This is a genomic window from Bacillus sp. FSL R9-9530 (assembly GCF_038008145.1).
Classification (GTDB): Bacteria; Bacillota; Bacilli; order Bacillales; family Bacillaceae_G; genus Bacillus_A; species Bacillus_A mycoides.
In genome coordinates this window covers 5,296,579-5,317,894 of the sequence record NZ_JBBOYO010000001.1, presented here as the reverse complement: position 1 = coordinate 5,317,894, position 21,316 = coordinate 5,296,579, and the positions used below count along the sequence as shown (strand labels likewise).

General features: G+C 35.4%; 22 protein-coding genes and 2 riboswitches. Of the genes, 10 read left to right on the top strand and 12 right to left on the bottom strand.

The genetic code is table 11. The features are described from left to right. The first annotated feature begins 150 nt into the window (after window positions 1-150). Entirely contained in the window at window positions 151-927 is a 777-nt protein-coding gene (locus MKX66_RS27145; RefSeq protein ID WP_341087492.1) for a 3-hydroxybutyrate dehydrogenase, read from the top strand. A 150-nt stretch (window positions 928-1,077) separates the two neighbouring features. On the opposite strand, the gene MKX66_RS27140 is transcribed toward MKX66_RS27145, so the two are convergent. From MKX66_RS27140 to MKX66_RS27125, 4 genes are all read right to left on the bottom strand, one after another. Continuing rightward, window positions 1,078-1,215, bottom strand: a complete 138-nt coding sequence (locus MKX66_RS27140) for a YvrJ family protein (protein WP_002014881.1) — start codon at window positions 1,213-1,215, stop codon at window positions 1,078-1,080. A 289-nt stretch (window positions 1,216-1,504) separates the two neighbouring features. Beyond that, complete coding sequence (mtnA, locus tag MKX66_RS27135) at window positions 1,505-2,560, bottom strand: S-methyl-5-thioribose-1-phosphate isomerase (protein WP_341087491.1); 1,056 nt, start codon at window positions 2,558-2,560, stop codon at window positions 1,505-1,507. Continuing rightward, window positions 2,557-3,735, bottom strand: a complete 1,179-nt coding sequence (gene mtnK, locus MKX66_RS27130) for an S-methyl-5-thioribose kinase (RefSeq protein WP_215590141.1) — start codon at window positions 3,733-3,735, stop codon at window positions 2,557-2,559. Before mtnK ends, mtnA begins: the two co-directional genes overlap by 4 nt. A gap of 88 nt (window positions 3,736-3,823) precedes the next feature. After that, a riboswitch (SAM riboswitch) is annotated at window positions 3,824-3,964 on the bottom strand. A 71-nt stretch (window positions 3,965-4,035) separates the two neighbouring features. Then, window positions 4,036-4,899 (bottom strand): carbon-nitrogen family hydrolase, encoded by an 864-nt coding sequence (locus MKX66_RS27125; RefSeq protein WP_002131202.1) that lies wholly within the window; start codon window positions 4,897-4,899, stop codon window positions 4,036-4,038. Between the two features lie 14 nt (window positions 4,900-4,913). Here MKX66_RS27125 and MKX66_RS27120 point away from each other — a divergent pair, with 14 nt between their 5' ends. The 6 genes from MKX66_RS27120 (at window position 4,914) to MKX66_RS27095 (ending at window position 9,947) form a co-directional block, all read left to right on the top strand. Beyond that, a complete protein-coding gene (locus MKX66_RS27120; protein ID WP_002128923.1) occupies window positions 4,914-6,104 on the top strand; it encodes a pyridoxal phosphate-dependent aminotransferase in 1,191 nt (396 codons plus the stop codon). A gap of 52 nt (window positions 6,105-6,156) precedes the next feature. Beyond that, window positions 6,157-6,262: riboswitch (SAM riboswitch) on the top strand. Window positions 6,263-6,326: 64 nt separating this feature from the next. Continuing rightward, window positions 6,327-7,571 (top strand): 2,3-diketo-5-methylthiopentyl-1-phosphate enolase, encoded by a 1,245-nt coding sequence (gene mtnW, locus MKX66_RS27115; RefSeq protein ID WP_002143008.1) that lies wholly within the window; start codon window positions 6,327-6,329, stop codon window positions 7,569-7,571. Then, window positions 7,568-8,227, top strand: a complete 660-nt coding sequence (locus MKX66_RS27110; RefSeq protein ID WP_002128925.1) for a 2-hydroxy-3-keto-5-methylthiopentenyl-1-phosphate phosphatase — start codon at window positions 7,568-7,570, stop codon at window positions 8,225-8,227. The genes mtnW and MKX66_RS27110 overlap by 4 nt, the downstream gene beginning before the upstream one ends. Then, a complete protein-coding gene (locus MKX66_RS27105) occupies window positions 8,224-8,862 on the top strand; it encodes a methylthioribulose 1-phosphate dehydratase (protein WP_012261637.1) in 639 nt (212 codons plus the stop codon). The genes MKX66_RS27110 and MKX66_RS27105 overlap by 4 nt, the downstream gene beginning before the upstream one ends. Beyond that, window positions 8,840-9,352 (top strand): 1,2-dihydroxy-3-keto-5-methylthiopentene dioxygenase, encoded by a 513-nt coding sequence (locus MKX66_RS27100; protein WP_002111583.1) that lies wholly within the window; start codon window positions 8,840-8,842, stop codon window positions 9,350-9,352. The genes MKX66_RS27105 and MKX66_RS27100 overlap by 23 nt, the downstream gene beginning before the upstream one ends. Window positions 9,353-9,671: 319 nt before the next feature. After that, a complete protein-coding gene (locus MKX66_RS27095; protein ID WP_002033923.1) occupies window positions 9,672-9,947 on the top strand; it encodes a hypothetical protein in 276 nt (91 codons plus the stop codon). Between the two features lie 111 nt (window positions 9,948-10,058). On the opposite strand, the gene MKX66_RS27090 is transcribed toward MKX66_RS27095, so the two are convergent. The 4 genes from MKX66_RS27090 to MKX66_RS27075 all read right to left on the bottom strand — a co-directional run bounded on the left by MKX66_RS27090 (window position 10,059) and on the right by MKX66_RS27075 (window position 13,849). Further along, complete coding sequence (locus MKX66_RS27090; protein ID WP_002014892.1) at window positions 10,059-10,391, bottom strand: DUF3909 family protein; 333 nt, start codon at window positions 10,389-10,391, stop codon at window positions 10,059-10,061. Window positions 10,392-10,396: 5 nt separating this feature from the next. Then, window positions 10,397-11,275 carry an NAD(P)-dependent oxidoreductase gene (locus MKX66_RS27085; RefSeq protein ID WP_002033921.1) on the bottom strand — a complete coding sequence of 293 codons (879 nt, stop codon included), beginning with the start codon at window positions 11,273-11,275 and terminating at the stop codon, window positions 10,397-10,399. Between the two features lie 4 nt (window positions 11,276-11,279). Next, window positions 11,280-12,407 (bottom strand): serine hydrolase domain-containing protein, encoded by a 1,128-nt coding sequence (locus MKX66_RS27080; protein WP_002143010.1) that lies wholly within the window; start codon window positions 12,405-12,407, stop codon window positions 11,280-11,282. A 149-nt stretch (window positions 12,408-12,556) separates the two neighbouring features. Beyond that, complete coding sequence (locus MKX66_RS27075) at window positions 12,557-13,849, bottom strand: GGDEF domain-containing protein (protein WP_002033919.1); 1,293 nt, start codon at window positions 13,847-13,849, stop codon at window positions 12,557-12,559. A 310-nt stretch (window positions 13,850-14,159) separates the two neighbouring features. On the opposite strand from MKX66_RS27075, the gene MKX66_RS27070 reads away from it, so the two are divergent. From MKX66_RS27070 to MKX66_RS27060, 3 genes are all read left to right on the top strand, one after another. After that, window positions 14,160-14,777, top strand: a complete 618-nt coding sequence (locus MKX66_RS27070; protein ID WP_341087486.1) for a nitroreductase family protein — start codon at window positions 14,160-14,162, stop codon at window positions 14,775-14,777. 234 nt (window positions 14,778-15,011) lie between these two features. Beyond that, window positions 15,012-15,230: a hypothetical protein gene (locus tag MKX66_RS27065; RefSeq protein ID WP_002088422.1), complete on the top strand. Its 219-nt coding sequence runs from the start codon at window positions 15,012-15,014 to the stop codon at window positions 15,228-15,230. 196 nt (window positions 15,231-15,426) lie between these two features. Continuing rightward, entirely contained in the window at window positions 15,427-15,807 is a 381-nt protein-coding gene (locus MKX66_RS27060) for a DUF3915 domain-containing protein (protein WP_341087483.1), read from the top strand. A gap of 96 nt (window positions 15,808-15,903) precedes the next feature. Here the strand turns inward: MKX66_RS27060 and ptsP are convergent, their stop codons facing one another. The 4 genes from ptsP to glcT form a co-directional block, all read right to left on the bottom strand. After that, window positions 15,904-17,616, bottom strand: coding sequence for a phosphoenolpyruvate--protein phosphotransferase (gene ptsP / locus MKX66_RS27055; RefSeq protein WP_002128938.1), 1,713 nt, complete (start codon window positions 17,614-17,616; stop codon window positions 15,904-15,906). After that, complete coding sequence (gene ptsH, locus MKX66_RS27050; protein ID WP_002033915.1) at window positions 17,616-17,879, bottom strand: phosphocarrier protein HPr; 264 nt, start codon at window positions 17,877-17,879, stop codon at window positions 17,616-17,618. Before ptsH ends, ptsP begins: the two co-directional genes overlap by 1 nt. Window positions 17,880-18,014: 135 nt before the next feature. Then, entirely contained in the window at window positions 18,015-20,078 is a 2,064-nt protein-coding gene (gene ptsG, locus MKX66_RS27045; RefSeq protein ID WP_341087482.1) for a PTS glucose transporter subunit IIABC, read from the bottom strand. Between the two features lie 340 nt (window positions 20,079-20,418). Further along, window positions 20,419-21,267: a glucose PTS transporter transcription antiterminator GlcT gene (gene glcT / locus MKX66_RS27040; RefSeq protein WP_002143016.1), complete on the bottom strand. Its 849-nt coding sequence runs from the start codon at window positions 21,265-21,267 to the stop codon at window positions 20,419-20,421. Window positions 21,268-21,316 lie beyond the last annotated feature (49 nt).

Genomic DNA, 21,316 nt, shown 5'->3' with positions numbered 1-21,316 from the left:
AGTATCTTGCTTTACAAAATAGTATAGCAAACGCTACTTTGCAAAACAAGATAGCTAGCAATATTTTTCCAAATGTTTGCAGGAATTTTATTATCACCTCTCTAAATAGAGCAATAAGAGAACTTTTATTATGAAGGAGTGTTTTTCATCATGGTTACAAATCGAGTTGTCTTTTTAACAGGTGCTGCGAGCGGTATTGGTTATGAAATGGGAAGTGCTTTCGCAAAAGAAGGTGCTAAAGTTGTGATTAGTGATCGTCTTGAAGAACGTGCGAAAGACGCTGCTGAACAATTGCAAAAAGAAGGCTATCAAGCCATTGGTTTAAAATGTGACGTTACATCTGAAGAAGAAATTACAGTAGCAATTTCTCAAACAGTTACTCACTTCGGCTCATTAGATGTATTAATTAACAACGCAGGAATGCAACATGTTTCACCGATTGAAGATTTTCCAACTGATAAATTCGAGCTTCTTATTAAAATTATGCAAATCGCTCCATTTATCGCCATCAAACATGCCTTTCCGATTATGAAAAAGCAAAAATATGGTCGTATTATTAATGTTGCTTCGATTAACGGACTTGTTGGATTCGCTGGAAAAGCTGCCTATAATAGTGCGAAACATGGTGTAATTGGATTAACAAAAGTTGCTGCTTTAGAGGGAGCAACTCATGGAATTACTGTAAATGCTCTTTGTCCCGGATATGTTGATACCCCTCTTGTACGAAATCAACTACAAGACTTAGCAACTACGCGAAATGTACCACTTGAAAATGTTTTAGAAGATGTCATTTATCCTCTTGTACCACAGAAACGTTTGCTACAAGTACAAGAAATTGCTGATTATGCTATGTTTTTAGCGAGTGAAAAAGCAAAAGGTATAACTGGTCAAGCTGTCGTTATCGATGGTGGTTATACTGCTCAATAAAGTGAAACTTTAATCAGTGGGGGTTTTGTTCATCCCCACTAATTATTAGCCTTCACCAATCGGGCTTTTACTGCCCATTAATGCGGGATAAAAAATAAAGTTTGCTCTTCGCGAGCAAACTTTATTTTACTTTCTATCGCGAGGATCTTCCTACTTTAGTAATTGTTTAGGCAGCTTCTCAATTGCTACAATCACTCCGTCTAATTTACTTTCAATGCGATGTAGTAAATATAGCGTTACAACAATTGGAAAGCCCACATTACCTATCATCCCGATCCACTCTTCCATCTTTCTCTCCTCCCTTCATTACATAAATAAGAGGAAACGAAGACTTAAGGCATAAAAAACAAGCTATTTTTTATTAGCTTGTTTTTAACTACTCAGCCATACATTTCATTTTTCAGCATATAGATTGCTACCATGAAGATACAAATGGTCCTCCACCTTGCTACCTTTCTTTGTTTTAAAACGTTGCGCGTGGTAGGAACAGGCACTTACCGCTCCTATACATAGCCAGTCCCTCTCGACCATTTAAAAACATGCTTTTCTACCGTTTTTTTATATAGCGACTGAGCAGTTAGCTTATTTTTTCAAATAATGATGTAATTTCTTGCTTATAATCTCCACGTAAAATACCTTTCTCAGTAATAATCCCCGTAATTAATTCATGCGGTGTTACATCAAATGCAGGGTTAAATACAGGCGTTCCAAGTGGCGCCACTTGTTTCCCAAAAATTTTCGTAACTTCTGTTTCATCTCTTTCTTCAATGACAATTTCAGCACCTGTTTGTTTCGTAGTATCAAATGTAGATAACGGTGCTGCAACGTAAAATGGGATACCGAAATACTTTGCTAATATAGCTAAATTTAATGTTCCTATTTTATTAGCAGTATCACCGTTTTCAACGATTCGATCTGCCCCTACGATAATCGCATTAATTTCTTTCGTTCGAATTGCATGTGCTGCAGTATTATCCGTAATAAGCGTTACATCAATGTCTGCTTGTTTCAATTCCCATGTCGTTAAACGACCACCTTGTAAAACCGGCCTCGTTTCACACGCATACGCATGTAAACGCACACCCTTCTCTTTCCCAATATAAAATGGGGCTAATGCTGTTCCATATCTAGCAGTTGCAATACTTCCAGCGTTACAAATTGTTAAAATTTTATCACCGTCTTTAAAACATGTTAAAGCATGTTCTCCAATACTTCGGCACACCATTTCATCCTCTTGCTGAATATGAAGCGCTTCTTCTTCTAATATTTTTTGAGCTTCTTTTATTGCAGTAATCTCTCGAATAGATTCTCTCATACGATCGATTGCCCAAAATAAATTGACTGCTGTCGGGCGTGATGTTCCTAAATAGTTACAATCTCTATTAAACTTCTTCTGAAACTCATAGATATTTATAGCATCGTATTTCTTTGCCGCAAGCGCCAAACCAAACGCAGCTACAATTCCAATTGCAGGCGCTCCTCGTACTTCTAACATAATGATACTTTTCCATACCTCTTCAATATTCGTTAATGTTTTGTATTCAGTGACATGCGGCAACTTTGTTTGATTCAATACTGCAATTGCATCGCCTTTCCAACTTACAGATCTCGGAATAGTAATAATTGTACTCATGCTTTTACGCCTCCAACTGTCTGTTGAAATAATGTTCGAAACAGTTGAATATCAGCACACTTGGCTTCATATTTTATTAGTTCTCTACCTAAGGATAACGCTTGTTTTTTAGCTTGAATTCTATTTTCTTTATTTGCTATCCCATCTAAATCCGCTACATGAGCTAAGCCAATTGTTCTACGAATCAGTTCACATCCGGCAAATCCGACGGCATCAGTAAAGATATTTTGCAAAATAATTGGTAACCATTGTTTTTCTTTCGTATATGCTTCTACACCTTCTCCAATCCATAACTTCGTAAAGTTTTCTACAAAATAACTCCATGTCTTTTCTATATGGAAAAATAGTACACTTCTCTTTTCTTCTTCTCTAGATAAAGCATTTAATAATAGATTTGCAATAAATTGACCGATATCAAATCCAAATGGACCGTACGTTGCAAATTCTGGATCGATCACTTTCGTTTCAGAAGGTGATGAAAAAATACTACCAGTATGTAAATCACCATGAATAAGCGCTTCTTTTCTCGTTAAAAACTTATATTTATATTGTGCTACTTTTAGTTTTAAAGTTTTGTCACTCCAAAGTTCATCAATCACTGACTGTAAATCTGACTCATAATCATTCGTATCATAATGTCCAAATGGATCCGTAAAAACTAAATCTTCTGTAATTTTACTAAGGTCTGGATTTACAAATGTACCTTCTAGTACCCTTTTCTCTTCTGACTGTAAACCGAAATCTGAAGTATAAAACAAAACATGTGCTAGAAAACGACCGATATGCTGGGATAAAAGTGGATATCCTTCTCCATCTATTAATCCTTTTCTTGTAATTGTTAGTCTTGATAAGTCTTCTATTACTGTAACTGCTAACTCTTCATCATGACTGTACACTACCGGAACATACTCTGGCACATACTTCGCAAAAATTTGTAATGCTTTACTTTCAATCGTCGCTCTTTTTATAGACAGTGGCCAGCTCTCACCAACTACTTTCGCATATGGCAGTGCTTGTTTTATTATAATAGACTTCTCTCCATCATCTAATTTGAACACGTAATTTAAATTTCCATCTCCAATTTCATGACAAACTACATTTGCGTTCTTTTCAAAATAACCGTGTTCTTTCGCATATTGTATAGCTGTTGTTTCAGTTAATGAATAATATCCCATCGTCTTCTCCTCCTTTTCATTCAGAGGTTTTTCTAAAATAGAAAAACCCCTTTCCACAAAGAAAGAGGTTTGAAGTTTATCTTCTCCCCTCTTATCTGCCAGAAAGTTTACTTTCTGCTGGAATTAGCACCGTGCCTTTTGGCGTCATAAACGCCCCATTTCACAATGGTATTACGGTCGGTTGCTGGGCTTCATCGGGCCAAATCCCTCCACCTGCTCTTGATAAGAGTTTTATAATTTTTAGAATTTTTAACTTTATGATGAAGACTATACCAAGAATAAAAATCACTTGTCAACATTTTATTTGTATAATTCTGGACGACGATCTGCAAAAACCGGAATTCCTTTACGTACCTCTTTAATTTTCTCGAATTTAAGTTCTCCAAATAAAATTGATTCCTCTTCATTTGCCTCTACCACAACTTCACCCCAAGGATCCACAATTAGAGAATGACCTGCAAACTCATTATTCGGATCCTTTCCTGCTCTATTGCACGCAACAACATAACACTGATTTTCAACTGCTCTCGCCTGTAAAAGCAAACGCCAATGTGCTAAACGTACTAATGGCCATTCTGCTACAACAAATAAAACTTTTGCACCTTTAGCAGTATGAACGCGCATCCACTCTGGAAAACGAATATCATAACAAATTGTACCAGCACACTCTACATCATCTAACTTAAATTCACCTGTTTCATTACCAGCAACTAAATATTTATGTTCATCCATCAGCTGAAATAAATGTACTTTACTATATTCATTGACTAGATTCCCTTCATTGTTTACAACATACATTGTATTTGTAACCCCTTGCTCTGTTTGCTTTGCTATGGAACCACCAACAATATGTACACCATATTGCTTCGACCATTCTTTCAACTTTTCTTTCGTTTCTAATCCATCCGTATCTGCAATTTCAGAAAGTCTCGTTAAATCATATCCTGTTGTCCATAGTTCTGGTAAGACGATAACATCTGGTCTTTCTTTCATCGCTTCACTTATTTTTTTTTTAGCGTTCTCAATATTTTTTTCTACATCTCCAAAGACAATATCCATTTGAATACATGCGACTTTCATTTTTTCAGCCCCATTCTCATTTTTTTCTTTACAAAATACTGGAAAGATTATATCATTTGTCACTAGAATTGTAACAACTTTCAAAAGAGGTGGAAAGTATGAAATTATTTCAACCTTCTGAGATAGTAACATCATTGCCAACACAATTTTTCGCTTCACTTGTTGCAAAAGTTAACAAAGTCGTTGCAGCTGGTCACGATGTTATTAATCTAGGTCAAGGTAATCCAGATCAACCAACACCGCAGCATATCGTTAAAGCTTTACAAGATGCTGCTGAAAAGACCATTCATCATAAATATCCGCCATTTCGCGGACACGAAAGCTTAAAAGAAGCCGTGGCAACATTCTATCAACGTGAATATGATGTAGTAGTAAATCCAAAAACTGAAGTTGCTATTTTGTTTGGCGGAAAGGCTGGATTAGTAGAATTACCAGTTTGTTTTACAAACCCTGGTGATACTATTCTCGTTCCAGATCCAGGCTATCCAGATTATTTATCAGGAGTTGCTTTAGCAAAAGCACAATTTGAAACAATGCCGCTTATTGCAGAAAATAATTTTTTACCGGATTATACAAAAATTGATGACTCTGTTGCGGAGCGAGCAAAGTTAATGTTTTTAAACTATCCAAATAACCCTACCGGTGCTACTGCATCAAAAGATTTTTTTGATGCAACCATTCATTTTGCTAATAAACATAATATATTAGTTGTTCACGATTTTGCTTACGGTGCTATCGGATTCGATGGTCAAAAGCCTGTTAGTTTCTTGCAAGCAGACGGAGCTAAAGATACAGGTATTGAGATTTACACTTTATCGAAAACTTTCAATATGGCTGGATGGCGTATTGCTTTTGCAGTAGGAAATGAAAGTGTCATCGAAACTATTAACCTATTGCAAGATCATATGTATGTTAGTATTTTTGGTGCAGTTCAAGATGCTGCCCGCGAAGCACTATTAGGCTCGCAGTCTTGTGTGGTAGATCTTGTTAATAGTTATGAATCTCGGAGAAATGCTCTTATTTCAGCTTGTCACTCAATTGGTTGGAAAGTAAACATTCCAACAGGATCATTCTTTGCATGGCTTCCTGTTCCAAAAGGATATACATCTGAGCAATTTTCTGACATTTTACTAGAAAAAGCACACGTTGCAGTTGCTCCTGGTGTTGGATTTGGTGAGCACGGCGAAGGGTATGTCCGTGTTGGTCTCTTGCATACGGAAGATAGATTACGAGAAGCAATTAATCGAATTGATAAATTAAATTTTTTCAAAAAGTCATTGACAACATAAAAAATATCTGACAAAATTCAGTTATCTTAAAAATTTAAACATTTCTAAATACTTCTTATCAAGAGCAGGTGGAGGGACGAGCCCGACGAAACCCGGCAACCGATCTACAATTGTAGACACGGTGCTAATTCTCGCAGCATTATGCTGACAGATAAGGAGCTGGTTGTAAAAAAACCTCTCCTTAGCTGAGAGGTTTTTTTATTTAACTAGGAGGGTATAACAATGAGCGGAATTATAGCGACATATTTAATCCACGATGATTCTCACAACTTAGAAAAGAAAGCAGAACAAATTGCAATCGGTTTAACAATTGGTTCATGGACTCATTTACCACACTTATTACAAGAACAATTAAAACAACATAAAGGCAATGTCATTCATATTGAAGCGTTAGACGAACAAGAACATATTAACTCTTACCTTGGCAAAAAAGTATCACGTGGACTCATTAAAATTCATTATCCATCGCTGAACTTTAGCCCTGACTTACCAGCCATTTTGACAACAACATTTGGAAAACTTTCGTTAGATGGAGAAATTAAACTAATTGATTTAACATTCTCAGACGAATTAAAGAAACAGTTCCCTGGACCAAAATTTGGAATTGAAGGCATCCGAAACCTTTTACAAGTTCAAGATCGACCTCTTCTAATGAGTATTTTCAAAGGGATGATAGGACGGAATATTGGATATTTAAAAACTCAACTACGCGATCAGGCAATTGGAGGCGTAGATATTGTAAAAGATGATGAAATTTTATTCGAAAACTCATTAACACCACTTATAAAAAGAATTGAATCTGGTAAAGAAGTTTTACAATCTGTATACGAAACTTACGGGCATAAAACTTTATACGCAGTAAATTTAACAGGTCGAACTTATGATTTAAAAGAAAACGCGAAACGTGCGGTGGTAGCTGGAGCAGACATTCTTTTATTTAATGTATTTTCTTATGGATTAGATGTACTGCAAGCACTTGTAGAAGACGATGAAATTCCAATTCCTATTATGGCACACCCTGCTGTAAGTGGCGCATATTCATCATCGAAACTATACGGTTTCTCTTCTCCATTACTACTTGGAAAATTACTACGTTACGCTGGTGCTGATTTCTCTTTATTCCCATCACCATACGGCAACGTTGCATTAGAAAAAGAGGAAGCTCTTCTCATTACAGCAGCATTAACTGAGGAAGACCACTATTTCAAGAAAAGTTTTTCTGTTCCATCTGCTGGAATTCATCCTGGTTTCGTTCCCTTTATTTTACGAGATTTTGGTAAGGATGTTGTTATTAATGCCGGCGGCGGGATTCATGGGCATCCAAATGGAGCTCAAGGTGGTGGCAAAGCTTTCCGTGCTGCAATTGAAGCTACTTTACAAGGTAAACCACTCCATGAAGTGGATGAAATAAATTTGCATAGCGCACTACAAATATGGGGAAATCCTTCTCATGAGGTGAAATTATGAGTATTCAAGTATTTTGTGATTTCGATGGTACGATTACAAATAACGATAATATCATGTCCATTATGGAAAAATTCGCACCACCAGAAGCAGAGGAAATAAAGCAAAAAATTTTATCGCAAGAACTTTCTATTCAAGAAGGTGTTTCTCAATTATTTCGATTAATACCTATTAATCTACACGATGATATTATTCAGTTTTTACAAGAAACTGCTGAAATCCGTACAGGTTTTCATGAATTCATACAATTCATTAATGAAAATAACATTTCCTTTTACGTTATATCAGGTGGAATGGATTTCTTCGTCTATCCACTCTTACAAGAAATAATCCCTAAAGAACAAATTTATTGTAATGCAACTGACTTTTCAGGAGAATTTGTTGAAGTGAAATGGCCGCACCCTTGTGACGAGCAATGTCAGCATAGTTGTGGTCTCTGTAAATCATCATTAATTCGTAAACTAAGCTCTAAAGATGATTTTCATATTGTGATTGGAGATTCTATTACTGATTTACAAGCAACAAAACAAGCAGATAAAGTATTCGCCCGTGACTTCCTTATTACAAAGTGTGAAGAAAATCGTATTGCTTATACACCGTTTGAAACATTTCACGATGTTCTAGCTGAACTAAAACATTTGTTGGAGGTGAAATTATGAAACAACTTTTTCGTCAATGGTATGACTTAAGTGAAATTAAAAAAGAATTAACAACTCGGAATTGGTTTCCAGCAACTAGTGGAAATATTTCTATAAAAGTCAGTCATGATCCCCTTACTTTTCTTATTACAGCAAGTGGCAAAGATAAAACAAAAACCACTCCAGATGATTTTTTATTAGTAAATCATCAAGGAATTCCCGTTTTAGAAACTGAGTTACGCCCTTCGGCAGAAACAATATTGCATACACATATTTATAACAATACGAACGCCGGGTGCGTACTTCATGTTCATACAACTGATAACAATGTCATCACAAATTTGTATAGTGATGCAGTCACCCTTCAAAATCAAGAGATTATTAAAGCTCTTGATATTTGGGAAGAAGGTGCAACGATTAACATTCCTATTATCGAAAATGATGCTCATATCCCGACGCTTGGAGAGAAATTCCGAAAGCATATACAAGGAGATTCAGGAGCAGTATTAATTCGAAACCATGGCATTACCGTATGGGGCCGTGATAGCTTTGATGCAAAAAAAAGATTAGAAGCTTATGAGTTTTTATTCCAATTTCATATAAAATTATTATCAATTCAAGGAGGCGTTTCTAATGGCGCAAATTCGTATTCATGAGGAAAATACTCGTATTGAAAATGAAGTAGAAGTATCAAACTTTCTACAAGGAGAAGATGTTTTATATGAGAAATGGAATATTTCTAAACTTCCTACTCATTTAAAAGAAAATTACTCCTTAACAGATGAAAACAAAGCTGAAATATTAACGTTGTTTTCAAAAGAAATTGCTGATGTTTCAGAGCGCAGAGGTTATAAAGCATATGATGTGATTTCACTTTCAAATAGCACACCTAACCTTGACGAGTTATTAATTAATTTCCAAAAAGAACACCATCATACTGACGATGAAGTTCGCTTTATTGTCAGCGGTCATGGCATCTTCGCTATTGAAGGAAAAGATGGTCGATTCTTTGACGTTGAACTCGAGCCTGGTGATCTTATATCTGTGCCTGAAAATGCAAGACACTATTTCACCTTACAAGATGATCGCCAAGTTGTAGCTATTCGTATTTTTGTTACAACAGAAGGTTGGGTTCCAATTTATTAAGGTAGCTAGTTGAATAAAAGAACTTGGAACCCCTTTTCCAACCTTTTATTCACTCTACATATATACATCCTCCTATGGAACAGGCTTATTTCATAACATTGAAGTAAGCCTGATTTTTTATTTACTAAAATGATTTGTCCCTTTCGCTTGTTCAAATCAAATATCTCGAATCATAATTCCACTTTATCAAGTACATTCCGGAATATTTTTTGAACATTTATTGAACTTTTTTTGAATTTTTTCTGAAAATTCTGTTTTATGTATGATATACTACAACTAATAAGAAGGAAATGAATATTGCAAACAGAGGGGGATAATCATGAGTTTACTTATCGCACTTATACTAGGAGTTACATGCGGAGCTATTCCTGTCATTTTAGGAGCTATTATGGAAGAATTAGAAGTTGGTGTTTTAGGTTTTGCTGCATCATGTGTAAGCGCTTTATTTTTCGGTTTATATGGTGCTATTCCTGTTTCTATTCTGTGCGCATTTTATATACTACGCCATGCTCGCGCAAAACAGCTCGGCCCTAATCACATTGCCCAAGTTATTCCATTCCCAATTGAACGATGCCGCCGCGCTTCCAGCCTATAAAGTGAAACTTTAATCAGTGGGAGTTTTACTGCACACAAATAGCCGGATAAATTATCCAACTTAAATATTATGCCTGCCTAAATAAATAAAAAGTCCTCAAATGAGGACTTTTTATTTATTTTCTTCTAGAAATTGAAACAATTCTTGCAAATGAAGTGCATCTTCACTGTAGCTAACGGATACATGACATGTCCCTTCAATCTCAGCATGCATATAAAGGACAATTCCATCCCGATCATATTTCAATGCCAAATAAAACTCCATTTCCTCTAACATCTTTTTCGAGCTTCGGATAACATAATGTCCTTTCTCATCTCTTCCATATTCAAAATCTGGTCCAAAATCGTATTTTTGTTTAAAAGCTTCTTTTTGCTTATCATTAATCTGTACACAAGTTGCTCGCTGCACAGCATCAATCATCTCGTCAAACTTTTGGAGATCCATTCCATTTACCCCCTTATATACTTTTTGTATAATACTTGTGTTCCGCTATTCTCTTTTCCATCTGCGATTAGCTCTTCATACAATTCCTTCGCTAGGGTTAAACCCGGTACTGGTAATTGTAATTTTTCAGCTTCATCTAAAGCAATCTTCATATCTTTCATAAAATGCTTTACATAAAAGCCAGGTTCAAAATCTCCTTTTAACATTCGAGGAGCTAAATTACTTAATGACCAGCTACCTGCTGCTCCTGTCGAAATACTCTCTAATACTTTATCTGCATTAAGTCCAGCCTTTTTCGCATATGCTACCGCTTCACATACTCCTATCATGTTAGAAGCAATTGCTATTTGATTGCACATTTTTGTATGTTGTCCACTCCCAGCAGGGCCTTGCAACTGAATATTTGTTCCTAGTTTTTCAAATAGAGGTAAGCAAATATCATATATTCTGTTCTCTCCACCGACCATAATTGCTAGTCTTGCTTCTTTAGCCCCAATGTCCCCGCCAGATACTGGTGCATCTAATGTATATATATTCTTGCTTTTCGCAACTTCATTAATACGTTTTGCCAATGTTGGTGTAGATGTTGTAAAGTCAATTGCTATCGTACCTTCATTTGCATGTTCTAAAATTCCATCAATCCCAAAGTACACTTCTTCTACATCATGAGGATAACCAACCATCGTCATAACAACATCAACTTGCTTTACTAACGCTTTCGGTGTATCACACCAAGTCGCACCCTCTTGCACTAAAGAATCCGCTTTTTCCTTCGTTCTATTATATACATATACTTTATAACCACTTTGCATTAAATGGTTGACCATACTTTTTCCCATTACACCAATACCAATGAAACCTATTGATAAATTTTTATTTTCCATCTTCTCATCCCCTTTGTTCTAATAAATCATTTACCATCTTTCGGAACTCTTTATTAAAATCATCATCCATACTATTTTTCACATTTGAAAATAAAATAACAAAAGTTCCTTTTTCTTTATTAAAATTATTGAAAGTGTTCCAACCAGATAGTACACCATGGTTATGGAAATAATCTGGATATATGTAAAAGCTAAATGCATATTTTCTTTCTTGTGAAGGTGTAAACATCGCTTGTATACTTTGTTCAGAAAGAAGCTTTCCATTTATAATCGCTTCATCTAATTTTTTCATATCCCCTACTGTCGTATACATCTCACCCGATCCATATAACCAGTCCACCCCTAATTTTTGTGCTAGTACAAGCTCTTGATCTTTCTTCACATACCCCTTCGTGAAGTTTTTATCTCCAGGCACCATATTTCCCATACCTGATTCATGCATCTCGGCCTTTGTAAATATATTTTCTTTTACATAGTCTCCTAAAGGCTTTTTCGTTATATTTTCTATAATATAAGCGAGCACCATATAATTATAATCCGTATACTTCCAACCTGTTCCTGGTGGAAACTCTAATTTTTGACTTCCAATCCAAGTTACTAAATTTATACGTGAAGCTACATTAACCTTCCCTTTCCCACTTTCCGGTAAACCAGATGTATGCGTTAATAAGTGATATAACGTGATGTGTTTATCTGCTGGAAATGAAGGAATGTATTTATTTACATTATCTTGGATATTTAACTTCCCTTGTTCTTGTAACTGTAGAATGGATGTAGCAACAACTGTTTTCGTAATAGAACCGATACGATATTTTGTTTGAGGCGTATTTTCTATTTTATTTTGAACATCAGCATATCCATATCCTTTATTCAATATAACATGCTCTTTATCTGTCACCAAAACTGTCCCATTAAATTGCTTTCCTACTAAATACTGATCTAACTTTTGAGATATACTAGCATAATCAATTTTTTGTACTTCTTCTATATTATCCTGTACATCTGACTCAATAGCAGGAGTTACCTTTGTTGTTAATACTGCTTGTTCCTTTGGATCGGGATAGAGAAAATAGTATACTCCGCCGCAAACTACAGCAGACAGTGAAGCCATAACCATTATTTTTTTTATCATATTGTTCCTCCGTAATTACTTCATGTGAACTACCCACCACTTAGTCTCTCTTGCGAGCTTACTTGAAGTGGGAGCTTCTCGGTTAAAATGGTCCCCCATATTCTATTATCAAGTAATAAAAAAAAATCGCAACAATTTGTTGCGAAAAATCACATTTTTTCTTTTCTATATATACATACTTGATTTTTCCCATTTTTTTTCGCTTCATATAACGCAATATCCGCTCTTTGCATTAACTCTTCTCTTGTAATCCCTTGCTCATATAACGCAACTCCAAAACTCGCTGTTAATTTCGAAATTCCAGAGAAATGCTTTGTTTCAATGAAAAATCGCAATGATTCCGCAACTTGAAACGCTTCTTTTTCTACCGTATTTGTCACTAATATTATAAATTCCTCTCCTCCCCATCTTGCAAATACATGTTGATCTTCAACTTTAGATTTCATAAGATCTGCAAGTTGTACTAATGCTAAATCGCCAAAATCATGACCATATGTGTCATTTACTGATTTAAAATTATCTATATCAAACAAAATAAGTGCAACTTTTTCATCATTACGTAATACATTCTCCCACTCTGTCTCCAATATTTGTTGGAATTTCAAGCGATTATATATTTCTGTCAATGAATCTATCATAGCCAATCTTTCTTGCTCTTGATAGATTTCATCTAATTCTGTAATCTCTGTGCATTTTACTATAAATCGCGATAAGTCTTCTGGTAATGGTGTCGCACGTAATAGAAAAGTAAATGCTTCTCCTTCATAATTGTACATTTTAATTCTTCTTCCATTTGATAAAGTATCATCCAGCCATGTTATATCGTGAGTCGTCGAATAATATCCGTTCTCTCTAATAAGATGTTCTGCAAACACTAAATGTTGTTCACGATACGTAAATAAATTATCATGTCCGAAGAATTGTAAAAAATTCGTATTACAATCAACAATCTCATCATCTTCTACTATAAATAATAAATCATTTTGAAAATCAAACATCGTTTGAAGCAATTCTTGTTGTAAACTTACTTGTCGCACTAAAGAAAGCTGATATAAACTCTTATTCACTTCCTCTAGTACTACTTGTGGGGTTACTGGTGCTATAACAATATTACGTATTCCTAACAGTAGTAAATCTGCAAACTGATTGTCTATCTGTTGATCCCAAATGATAATGAATGTGCTCTGTGAATTATATATATTCTTTATATATTTTATTTGAGCAAAATCTGTTACATACATAATTACAATATGTGGTCTAGTTCTATGAAACAATATTTCTCCTTCTTCAAAACTATTTGCTATAAACATACATTTTGGATGGACGTTTTCTATCGTTTGTTGATGTGTACATCCATCTTCTATATAAAGGACATTCAACTGAAGATCTTGTAATACATTTTGGAAAACAGTATTCTCTAATAAAAAATGTAGTATGTTCATCACTAGTCTTCACTCACTTCATATATCTTGTTTTACTGAATTCCTCACAATCATTTTATAAAGAATTGTGAGGAACTCATATTAACAAGCTAATTGAGAATGTTATCTTCGCTTATCTGCTCTGGAAATTCCTTTTTTAGTTTATGATTATATGAATTGTATCGTTTGTATGAATGCCCTGCCTTACTATTTAAAACTTGACAATTAAAATAAAGGTATTATATTCTTAAATTCAATAACTTACAAAATGTAAGTAGAGTATATTACATTTATTTTATATTAAGTTGATATGTAATTTGGAGGATATATAATGACAAACAACGACTTTTTTAACGTTTTATATGAACGCACATCTACACGTGCATTCAACCCTGAAAAAGAAATTTCATCTACAGAGTTACATGAAATTTTAAAAGCAGCTGCGCAAGCACCTTCTGCTTGGAACTTGCAACACTGGAAATTCCTTGTTTTCCAAGGCGAAGATGTACAAAAACGATTACACCCAATTGCTTATAACCAACAACAAATTCTTGATGCTTCTGCCGTAGTCGCTATTTTAGGTGATTTAGAGGCATATAAAAATGTTGAACCTGTTTACGGTCCAATTGTAGAACAAGGATTTATGAAAACAGACGCAAAAGAGCGCTTAGCTAAAAATATTGAATCTGCATATACTCGTGAGCAATACCCACGAGATGCTGCCTTTTCAAATGCTGCTTTAGCAGCAATGCAACTTATGCTTGCTGCTAAAGCAACTGGCTGGGATACTTGCGCTATTGGTGGCTTCAATCCACAGGCATTAATGGAAGAATTCAATGTTTCATCTCGTTACGTACCAATTATGCTTATTACAATTGGTGAATCAACTTTAAAAGGTCACCCTGCACCGCGCATGAGCGTAGAACAAGTAAGTGAATGGGCGAAATAATAAAAGCGAAGGTAATTTCATTACCTTCGCTTTTTTATATTCTGTCACACATCCGTAATATTACAATGTATTATTCGACATCTATACATAGAGAAATTGTAATTTTCACGCTATCACCATAAACAAATATGGCGTTTTGTGTCGAAATTTGTTAAAGCATTGAAATATAACCGTGTATTTTTGTTACAATTGTGATACAATGATAACAAATAGATAACAAGAGAGGGATTTTCATTGAGTTCATACGGAAGCTTTATCGCACTTTTGAGTTACATAGTAACTGTACTACTGCTATATTTTATTGGCGATGCTGCAAACATATCAGTGTTACAATTCCCTAAAGAAGAAGCGTTACAATTAGAAGCAGAAAAACATACTGCACGATCCATTGCACCACTACTCTTAGCTCTTCCTGTATATATCATCGTTTTATATAAAAGTAAAAAAGTGTAAAGGCTACCTAATTCATTCATTTCGGTGGTCTTTACATTTTTTTGTGACATTTCCCCTATTTTAAACATCATTCCATACTAAATACCCATCTAGTCATTTAAAATGAGAAAATCCCCTAGAAAAATTTCCATTATCTGTCCAGTCACTAACTACCGAACTTACATAGATTATAAGTGTGAAGGGGGTGATGAGGATTATGTTTGGATCATTTGGATGCTGTGATAACTTTAGAGACTGTCATCATCGTGAAAGAGAGTGTGACCATCGCGACCATCGCGATCATCGCGAGAAAGAGAAAGAGGTAAAACCACAACAAACAGCTGTATGTAACGTACTTGCTAGCATTTCAGTTGGAACAGAGCTTTCTCTTTTAAGCATTAGAGGTAACGGAACATTCAACAATGTAATTTTTGAAGGTTTCGCTAACGGCGTTGCTCTTTTCTCTGCTTTAGCTCGTAATGACAAAGACAACAAAGATAACAATAACAATAAAGACGATAAGAACAATCAAAATCGTAATACTTTTACTGGTATTTTACGTGTATGCCCAACTGATATCGTTGCAATCGCTATCTAATTCTGTTCCTTATCCTCTATAGTAAGAAAACAAGATTTACTTTTCTCATAGAAAAAACCTGAGACCGATTTCAAATCGACTCAGGTTTTTTTACTATTATATGCTTTTAACTAATTCAACAACTTCTTCAGCAGTTGACATTGTTAATGCTTTTTCTGCTAATGTTTCCATTTCTGCTTTTGACAACTTGCTTAGTTGTGTTCTTGCAGGAAGGATAGATGTTGCACTCATACTGAACTCATCTAAGCCTAATCCTAATAATAATGGGATAGCAAGTGAATCTCCCGCCATCTCACCACACATACCAGCCCATTTGCCCTCTTTATGAGCAGCATCGATAACCATTTTTACAAGACGTAAAATAGATGGGTTATATGGTTGGTATAAGTAAGCTACTTGTTCGTTCATACGGTCTGCAGCCATTGTGTATTGGATTAAGTCATTTGTTCCAATAGAGAAGAAATCAACTTCTTTTGCGAACTGATCAGCTAATACTGCTGAAGCTGGAATTTCAACCATCATACCAACTTCAATAGAATCAGAAACAGTTGTACCCGCTTCTACAAGTTTTGCTTTCTCTTCTAATAAGATTGCTTTCGCTTGACGGAACTCATCAAGAGTTGCAATCATTGGGAACATAATTTTCAAGTTACCGTATACGCTAGCACGAAGTAATGCACGAAGTTGTGTACGGAACACATCTTGCTCATCAAGACATAAGCGAATTGCACGGTATCCTAAGAATGGGTTCATTTCTTTTGGTAAATGTAAGTATGGAAGTTCTTTATCTCCACCGATGTCAAGTGTACGAACAACGACTGGTTGATCTTCTTTTACACCTTCAAGAACTGCTTTATACGCTTCGAACTGCTCTTCTTCTGTTGGAAGATTGTCACGGCCCATGTATAAGAATTCTGTACGGTATAAACCAACGCCTTCTCCGCCATTATCGATAATACCTTGTACATCATTTGGTGTTCCGATATTAGCAACAAGCTCAACGTGATGTCCATCACTTGTTACAGTTGCTTGGTCTTTTAATTTTGCCCATACAACTTTTTGCTCTTCAAATTTCGCTTTCTTTTCTTCAAAAGAACGAAGAGTTTCTTCAGATGGGTTTACAATTACTTCTCCATCTAAACCGTCAATGATTACGATATCGCCGTTTTGGATTTTCTCCATAACAACTTTCGTACCAACAACAGCTGGAATTTCCATAGAACGAGCCATAATTGCAGAGTGAGATGTACGTCCACCGATATCAGTTGTGAAACCTTTTGCATACTTACGGTTTAACTGAGCTGTATCAGATGGTGTTAAATCTTCAGCAATGATGATTACTTCTTCAGAAATTGTACCAGGGTTTGAGAAGTTAATTCCTAGTAAATGTGCAAGAACACGTTTTGTTACGTCGCGAATATCCGCAGCACGTTCTTTCATGTATTCGTTATCCATGTTTTCAAACATAGAAATAAACATTGATGCAACTTCATCCATTGCAAATTCAGCATTTACTTTTTCGCCATTTACTTTATCTTTTACTGGATTCACTAATTCTGGATCATTTAATACTAATAAATGTGCTTCAAAGATAGCAGCTTTATCAGCACCTAGCTCAGCAAAAGCATGGTCCTTAATAGCTTCTAGTTCAGATTTTGCTTTCTCAAGCGCAGCGTCTAAGCGTGCAATTTCAGCAGCTTCGTCTGTAATTGATTTCTTTTCAATGTTAAATTCAGGATTCTCAAGTCTGAAAGCCTTTGCAATAGCAATCCCACTTGATGCAGCGATCCCTTGAATGTTAAGAGTCATTATTCTCCTAATCCTTCGTTTTTCATAGTTTCTTCGATAGCTGCTAGTGCTTGAGCTGCATCATCACCATTTGCAGTGACCTTAATTTCCGCGCCTTGTTGAATTCCTAAAGACATAACACCCATGATTGATTTTAAGTTAACGTTTTTTCCGTTATACTCTAAGTTGATGTCAGAACCAAATTTGCTTGCAGTGTTTACAAGTAGAGTTGCTGGACGAGCATGAATTCCTGAGTCGCTAGTTACTTTAAAGATTTTTTCCATGATAATTTATCTCCTTCAAATACAGTATTTTTTTAGTTGTATAGACGTGAGTACTACATCATCTATTGTATATAATAGGCGATGTTCGGTCAACCACATCGCCTATTATAATTATAAACATTTTGCGTCAAATTCCTACTGAATGTCAATAATAGCGTTTTCGCCCTTCTTAACATTTCCATCTTTTTTCAATTCGACTTGTTGCCCTTGTTGTAAATTCGTAAAGACGATTGGTGTAATAATAGATGGTGCATTTTCTTTTACAAATGCAAGATCTACTTTTAATAATGGTTGTCCTTGTTTCACTTTATCACCTTGTGCTACAAGCGCTTCAAAGCCTTCACCATTTAATTTTACAGTATCAATACCGAAGTGGATTAAAATTTCTTTTCCGCCTTCAGACTGAATACCAATCGCATGTTTTGTAGGGAATACATTTACAATCTCACCATTAACCGGAGAAACTACTGTTCCTTCTGTTGGCTCAATCGCAAATCCATCTCCCATCATTTTCCCTGAGAATACTTGGTCAGGTACTTCTGTAATCGGTAAGATTTTCCCTTCAATTGGTGAAATGATTGTTTCATTTTCATCAACCTGTTGAGGAGCTTCTTCCACTTTTACAGGCGCTTCTTTTTCAACATGAGGTGTACGACCTGACATAATATCATGAATTTGTGATTTTAATGTGTCAGATTTCGGTCCGAAAATAGCTTGAATGTTATTTCCAACTTCAAGTACACCGGCTGCTCCAAGCTCTTTTAAGCGGTCTTTATTTACATTTTTTTGTTCGTTAACTTGAACGCGTAAACGAGTAATACAAGCATCTAACGAAGCAATGTTTTCTTTACCACCAAGTGCTACTAATACTTCACGTGGAAGTTCTCCTGCTTCTGTTTTCCCTGCGCCTTCATTAGCATTCGCTACTTCACGACCAGGTGTTTTTAAGTTCCATTTACGGATTGCGAAACGGAATCCGAAGTAGTAAATCACTGCTAGTACAAGACCAACAATAATTACCCACCACCATGCCGTACGACCTGGTAGTACACCGAATAATATGAAGTCAATTAAACCACCAGAGAATGTCATACCAATTTTAACACCTAAAATTTGCATTGTCATAAATGATAGACCAGCGAATACTGCATGAATTCCAAATAATACTGGTGCTACGAATAAGAATGAAAATTCAAGTGGTTCTGTAATACCTGTTAAGAAAGATGTTAATGCAGCAGATCCTAAAATACCAGCTGCTAATTTTTTATTTTCCGGACGTGCTTCATGGTACATTGCTAAAGCTGCTGCTGGAAGACCGAACATCATGAACGGATACTTACCAGTTGTAAATGTACCTGCTGTTAATTCTACGCCGTCTTTTAACTGTGCCATAAAGATTTTTTGGTCACCACGGATTAATTCGCCAGCTGCATTTGTATACTGACCGAATTCGAACCAGAACGGTGAATAGAAAATATGATGTAATCCAAATGGAATTAATGAACGTTCGATTAAACCGAATATAAATGCTGCTATCGTTCTATTTGCATCAATCATTTGATGTGAGAACGTATTTAAGCCACCCTGAATGTATGGCCAAATGAAGCACATGATAATACCTACCACTAAAGAGAATGTTGCAGTTGCGATTGGTACGAAACGCTTACCTGCAAAGAAACCTAAGTATGATGGTAATTCAATGTTGAAGTATTTATTATAACAATATGCCGCTACTATCCCGACGATAATACCACCAAACACTCCTGTTTGCAGCGTTGGAATTCCTAATACGTTTGCATATGCTGGATCTGAAAATCCAATTTTTACTGGATCTGTTCCAGTGCTTGTTACTTTCACTAGTTTATCTACTTCTAAGAACACACTCATCGTTTTGTTCATAATTAAGTATCCGACGAACGCTGCTAAACCAGCTACTCCGTCTCCACCAGCTAAACCGATCGCTACCCCAACTGCGAATAATAGCGCAAGGTTAGCGAAAATAATATCGCCAGATTGTTCCATAATTTTTGCAACCATTACGAACCAATCTGCTTTTAAAGCAGGGATAACATTTGTTAGTTGTGGATTTTGAAATGCATTACCAAATCCAAGTAAAATACCTGCTGCCGGTAAAATCGCTACTGGAAGCATAAGCGCTTTTCCGACTTTTTGAAGAACACCAAAGATCTTCTTAAACATGGAAACCCTTCCTCTCTTATCTATATTGATACTTTTCGACAAACGCCAAAAAGGCATGAGGAAAAAAAAGATAGAACGATAGCTATACAAAGGGTAGTATGTCCCTTTCTTTAGCTTACATTCCCAACTTTTCTCCACTCATGCCTGATCGAATCAGTAACACGTGTCAAAAATAGGATTACGTATAAGTTCACTATAATTAAAGCAAACGTTTTCGTTATTTACCTTAATGTGTTTGTCGAATTTTGTATAACTTTGCAATAGTTATTATACATAACTATTGTAAGCGATTCAATCATTTTTTTTAACGTTTTCATTTTAGACAAAAATATATGTCTTTTTACACATGTTCTACTTTCACTAATCGTTGTAAATGCATCGTTAAATAAATACTCTCCGCTTCATATACAGGAAGTTGTAATTCTTTCTGCATTACTTTGACTAGTTTCCACGCCAAATTATAACAAACTGGATATTCCAACTTTAATAAATCAGCAAAACTCTGTGCTTCTTCTACTTTTTCTCCTTTTTTCACCCGCTCAATAGCATATTGTAAATGGCGAATAAGGCGTAAATAATGAATGCTTTCTTGGTCTAATGTAATTTGTAGGCTTGTCTCAATTAAAGACACAAGTTGTGCAATAAGACGAGAATTTTGATTAACAGAAGATAAATCAGAGTTTGTAAGCGAGCTGTAAATGTGAAGTGCGATAAAGCCAACTTCCCCTTCTGGCAATGTAATTTGCAAACGAGAATTTAAAAGTTGCACAACGCCTTCAGCAATTTTATATTCCTCTGGATATAGCATTTTCGTTTCAACTAAAAAAGGATTATCTATTGTAAGTCCTTGTTTCAGCCTTTTAATTGCAAAAGAAATATGATCTGTTAAAGCGATATGAATATGTTCATTTAATGGAGACTCCGCTTTTTCTTGAATATATAACATAATATCATTCATCAATTCAATTAGCTTTTCACTCACATGTGGTACTAAAAGTTTGTATTGTTCTCGATCACGTTCATTTTTTAAAACAAACATTTTCTCAATTTGTTCTTGCTCCAACACATCTTCAGCCTTTTTCCCAAATCCGATTCCTTTACCGATCACTACTACTTCCTCGTGTTCAGGATGGCTAGCAATGATGACATTATTATTTAAAACTTTTTTAATTTCTAGATAATTACTCATATAACACCACCCTCGTACTTAAATAGCCTACTTTTATGTTACAGAACAT

Bases quoted from the DNA above. Each gene is read 5' to 3' on its own strand.
- MKX66_RS27145 (WP_341087492.1), top strand. From the start codon at position 151: ATGGTTACAAATCGAGTTGTCTTTTTAACAGGTGCTGCGAGCGGTATT.
- MKX66_RS27140 (WP_002014881.1), bottom strand. From the start codon at position 1,215: ATGGAAGAGTGGATCGGGATGATAGGTAATGTGGGCTTTCCAATTGTT.
- mtnA (WP_341087491.1), bottom strand. From the start codon at position 2,560: ATGAGTACAATTATTACTATTCCGAGATCTGTAAGTTGGAAAGGCGAT.
- mtnK (WP_215590141.1), bottom strand. From the start codon at position 3,735: ATGGGATATTATTCATTAACTGAAACAACAGCTATACAATATGCGAAA.
- MKX66_RS27120 (WP_002128923.1), top strand. From the start codon at position 4,914: ATGAAATTATTTCAACCTTCTGAGATAGTAACATCATTGCCAACACAA.
- mtnW (WP_002143008.1), top strand. From the start codon at position 6,327: ATGAGCGGAATTATAGCGACATATTTAATCCACGATGATTCTCACAAC.
- MKX66_RS27110 (WP_002128925.1), top strand. From the start codon at position 7,568: ATGAGTATTCAAGTATTTTGTGATTTCGATGGTACGATTACAAATAAC.
- MKX66_RS27105 (WP_012261637.1), top strand. From the start codon at position 8,224: ATGAAACAACTTTTTCGTCAATGGTATGACTTAAGTGAAATTAAAAAA.
- MKX66_RS27100 (WP_002111583.1), top strand. From the start codon at position 8,840: ATGGCGCAAATTCGTATTCATGAGGAAAATACTCGTATTGAAAATGAA.
- MKX66_RS27095 (WP_002033923.1), top strand. From the start codon at position 9,672: ATGAGTTTACTTATCGCACTTATACTAGGAGTTACATGCGGAGCTATT.
- MKX66_RS27090 (WP_002014892.1), bottom strand. From the start codon at position 10,391: ATGGATCTCCAAAAGTTTGACGAGATGATTGATGCTGTGCAGCGAGCA.
- MKX66_RS27085 (WP_002033921.1), bottom strand. From the start codon at position 11,275: ATGGAAAATAAAAATTTATCAATAGGTTTCATTGGTATTGGTGTAATG.
- MKX66_RS27080 (WP_002143010.1), bottom strand. From the start codon at position 12,407: ATGATAAAAAAAATAATGGTTATGGCTTCACTGTCTGCTGTAGTTTGC.
- MKX66_RS27075 (WP_002033919.1), bottom strand. From the start codon at position 13,849: ATGAACATACTACATTTTTTATTAGAGAATACTGTTTTCCAAAATGTA.
- MKX66_RS27070 (WP_341087486.1), top strand. From the start codon at position 14,160: ATGACAAACAACGACTTTTTTAACGTTTTATATGAACGCACATCTACA.
- MKX66_RS27060 (WP_341087483.1), top strand. From the start codon at position 15,427: ATGTTTGGATCATTTGGATGCTGTGATAACTTTAGAGACTGTCATCAT.
- ptsP (WP_002128938.1), bottom strand. From the start codon at position 17,616: ATGACTCTTAACATTCAAGGGATCGCTGCATCAAGTGGGATTGCTATT.
- ptsH (WP_002033915.1), bottom strand. From the start codon at position 17,879: ATGGAAAAAATCTTTAAAGTAACTAGCGACTCAGGAATTCATGCTCGT.
- ptsG (WP_341087482.1), bottom strand. From the start codon at position 20,078: ATGTTTAAGAAGATCTTTGGTGTTCTTCAAAAAGTCGGAAAAGCGCTT.
- glcT (WP_002143016.1), bottom strand. From the start codon at position 21,267: ATGAGTAATTATCTAGAAATTAAAAAAGTTTTAAATAATAATGTCATC.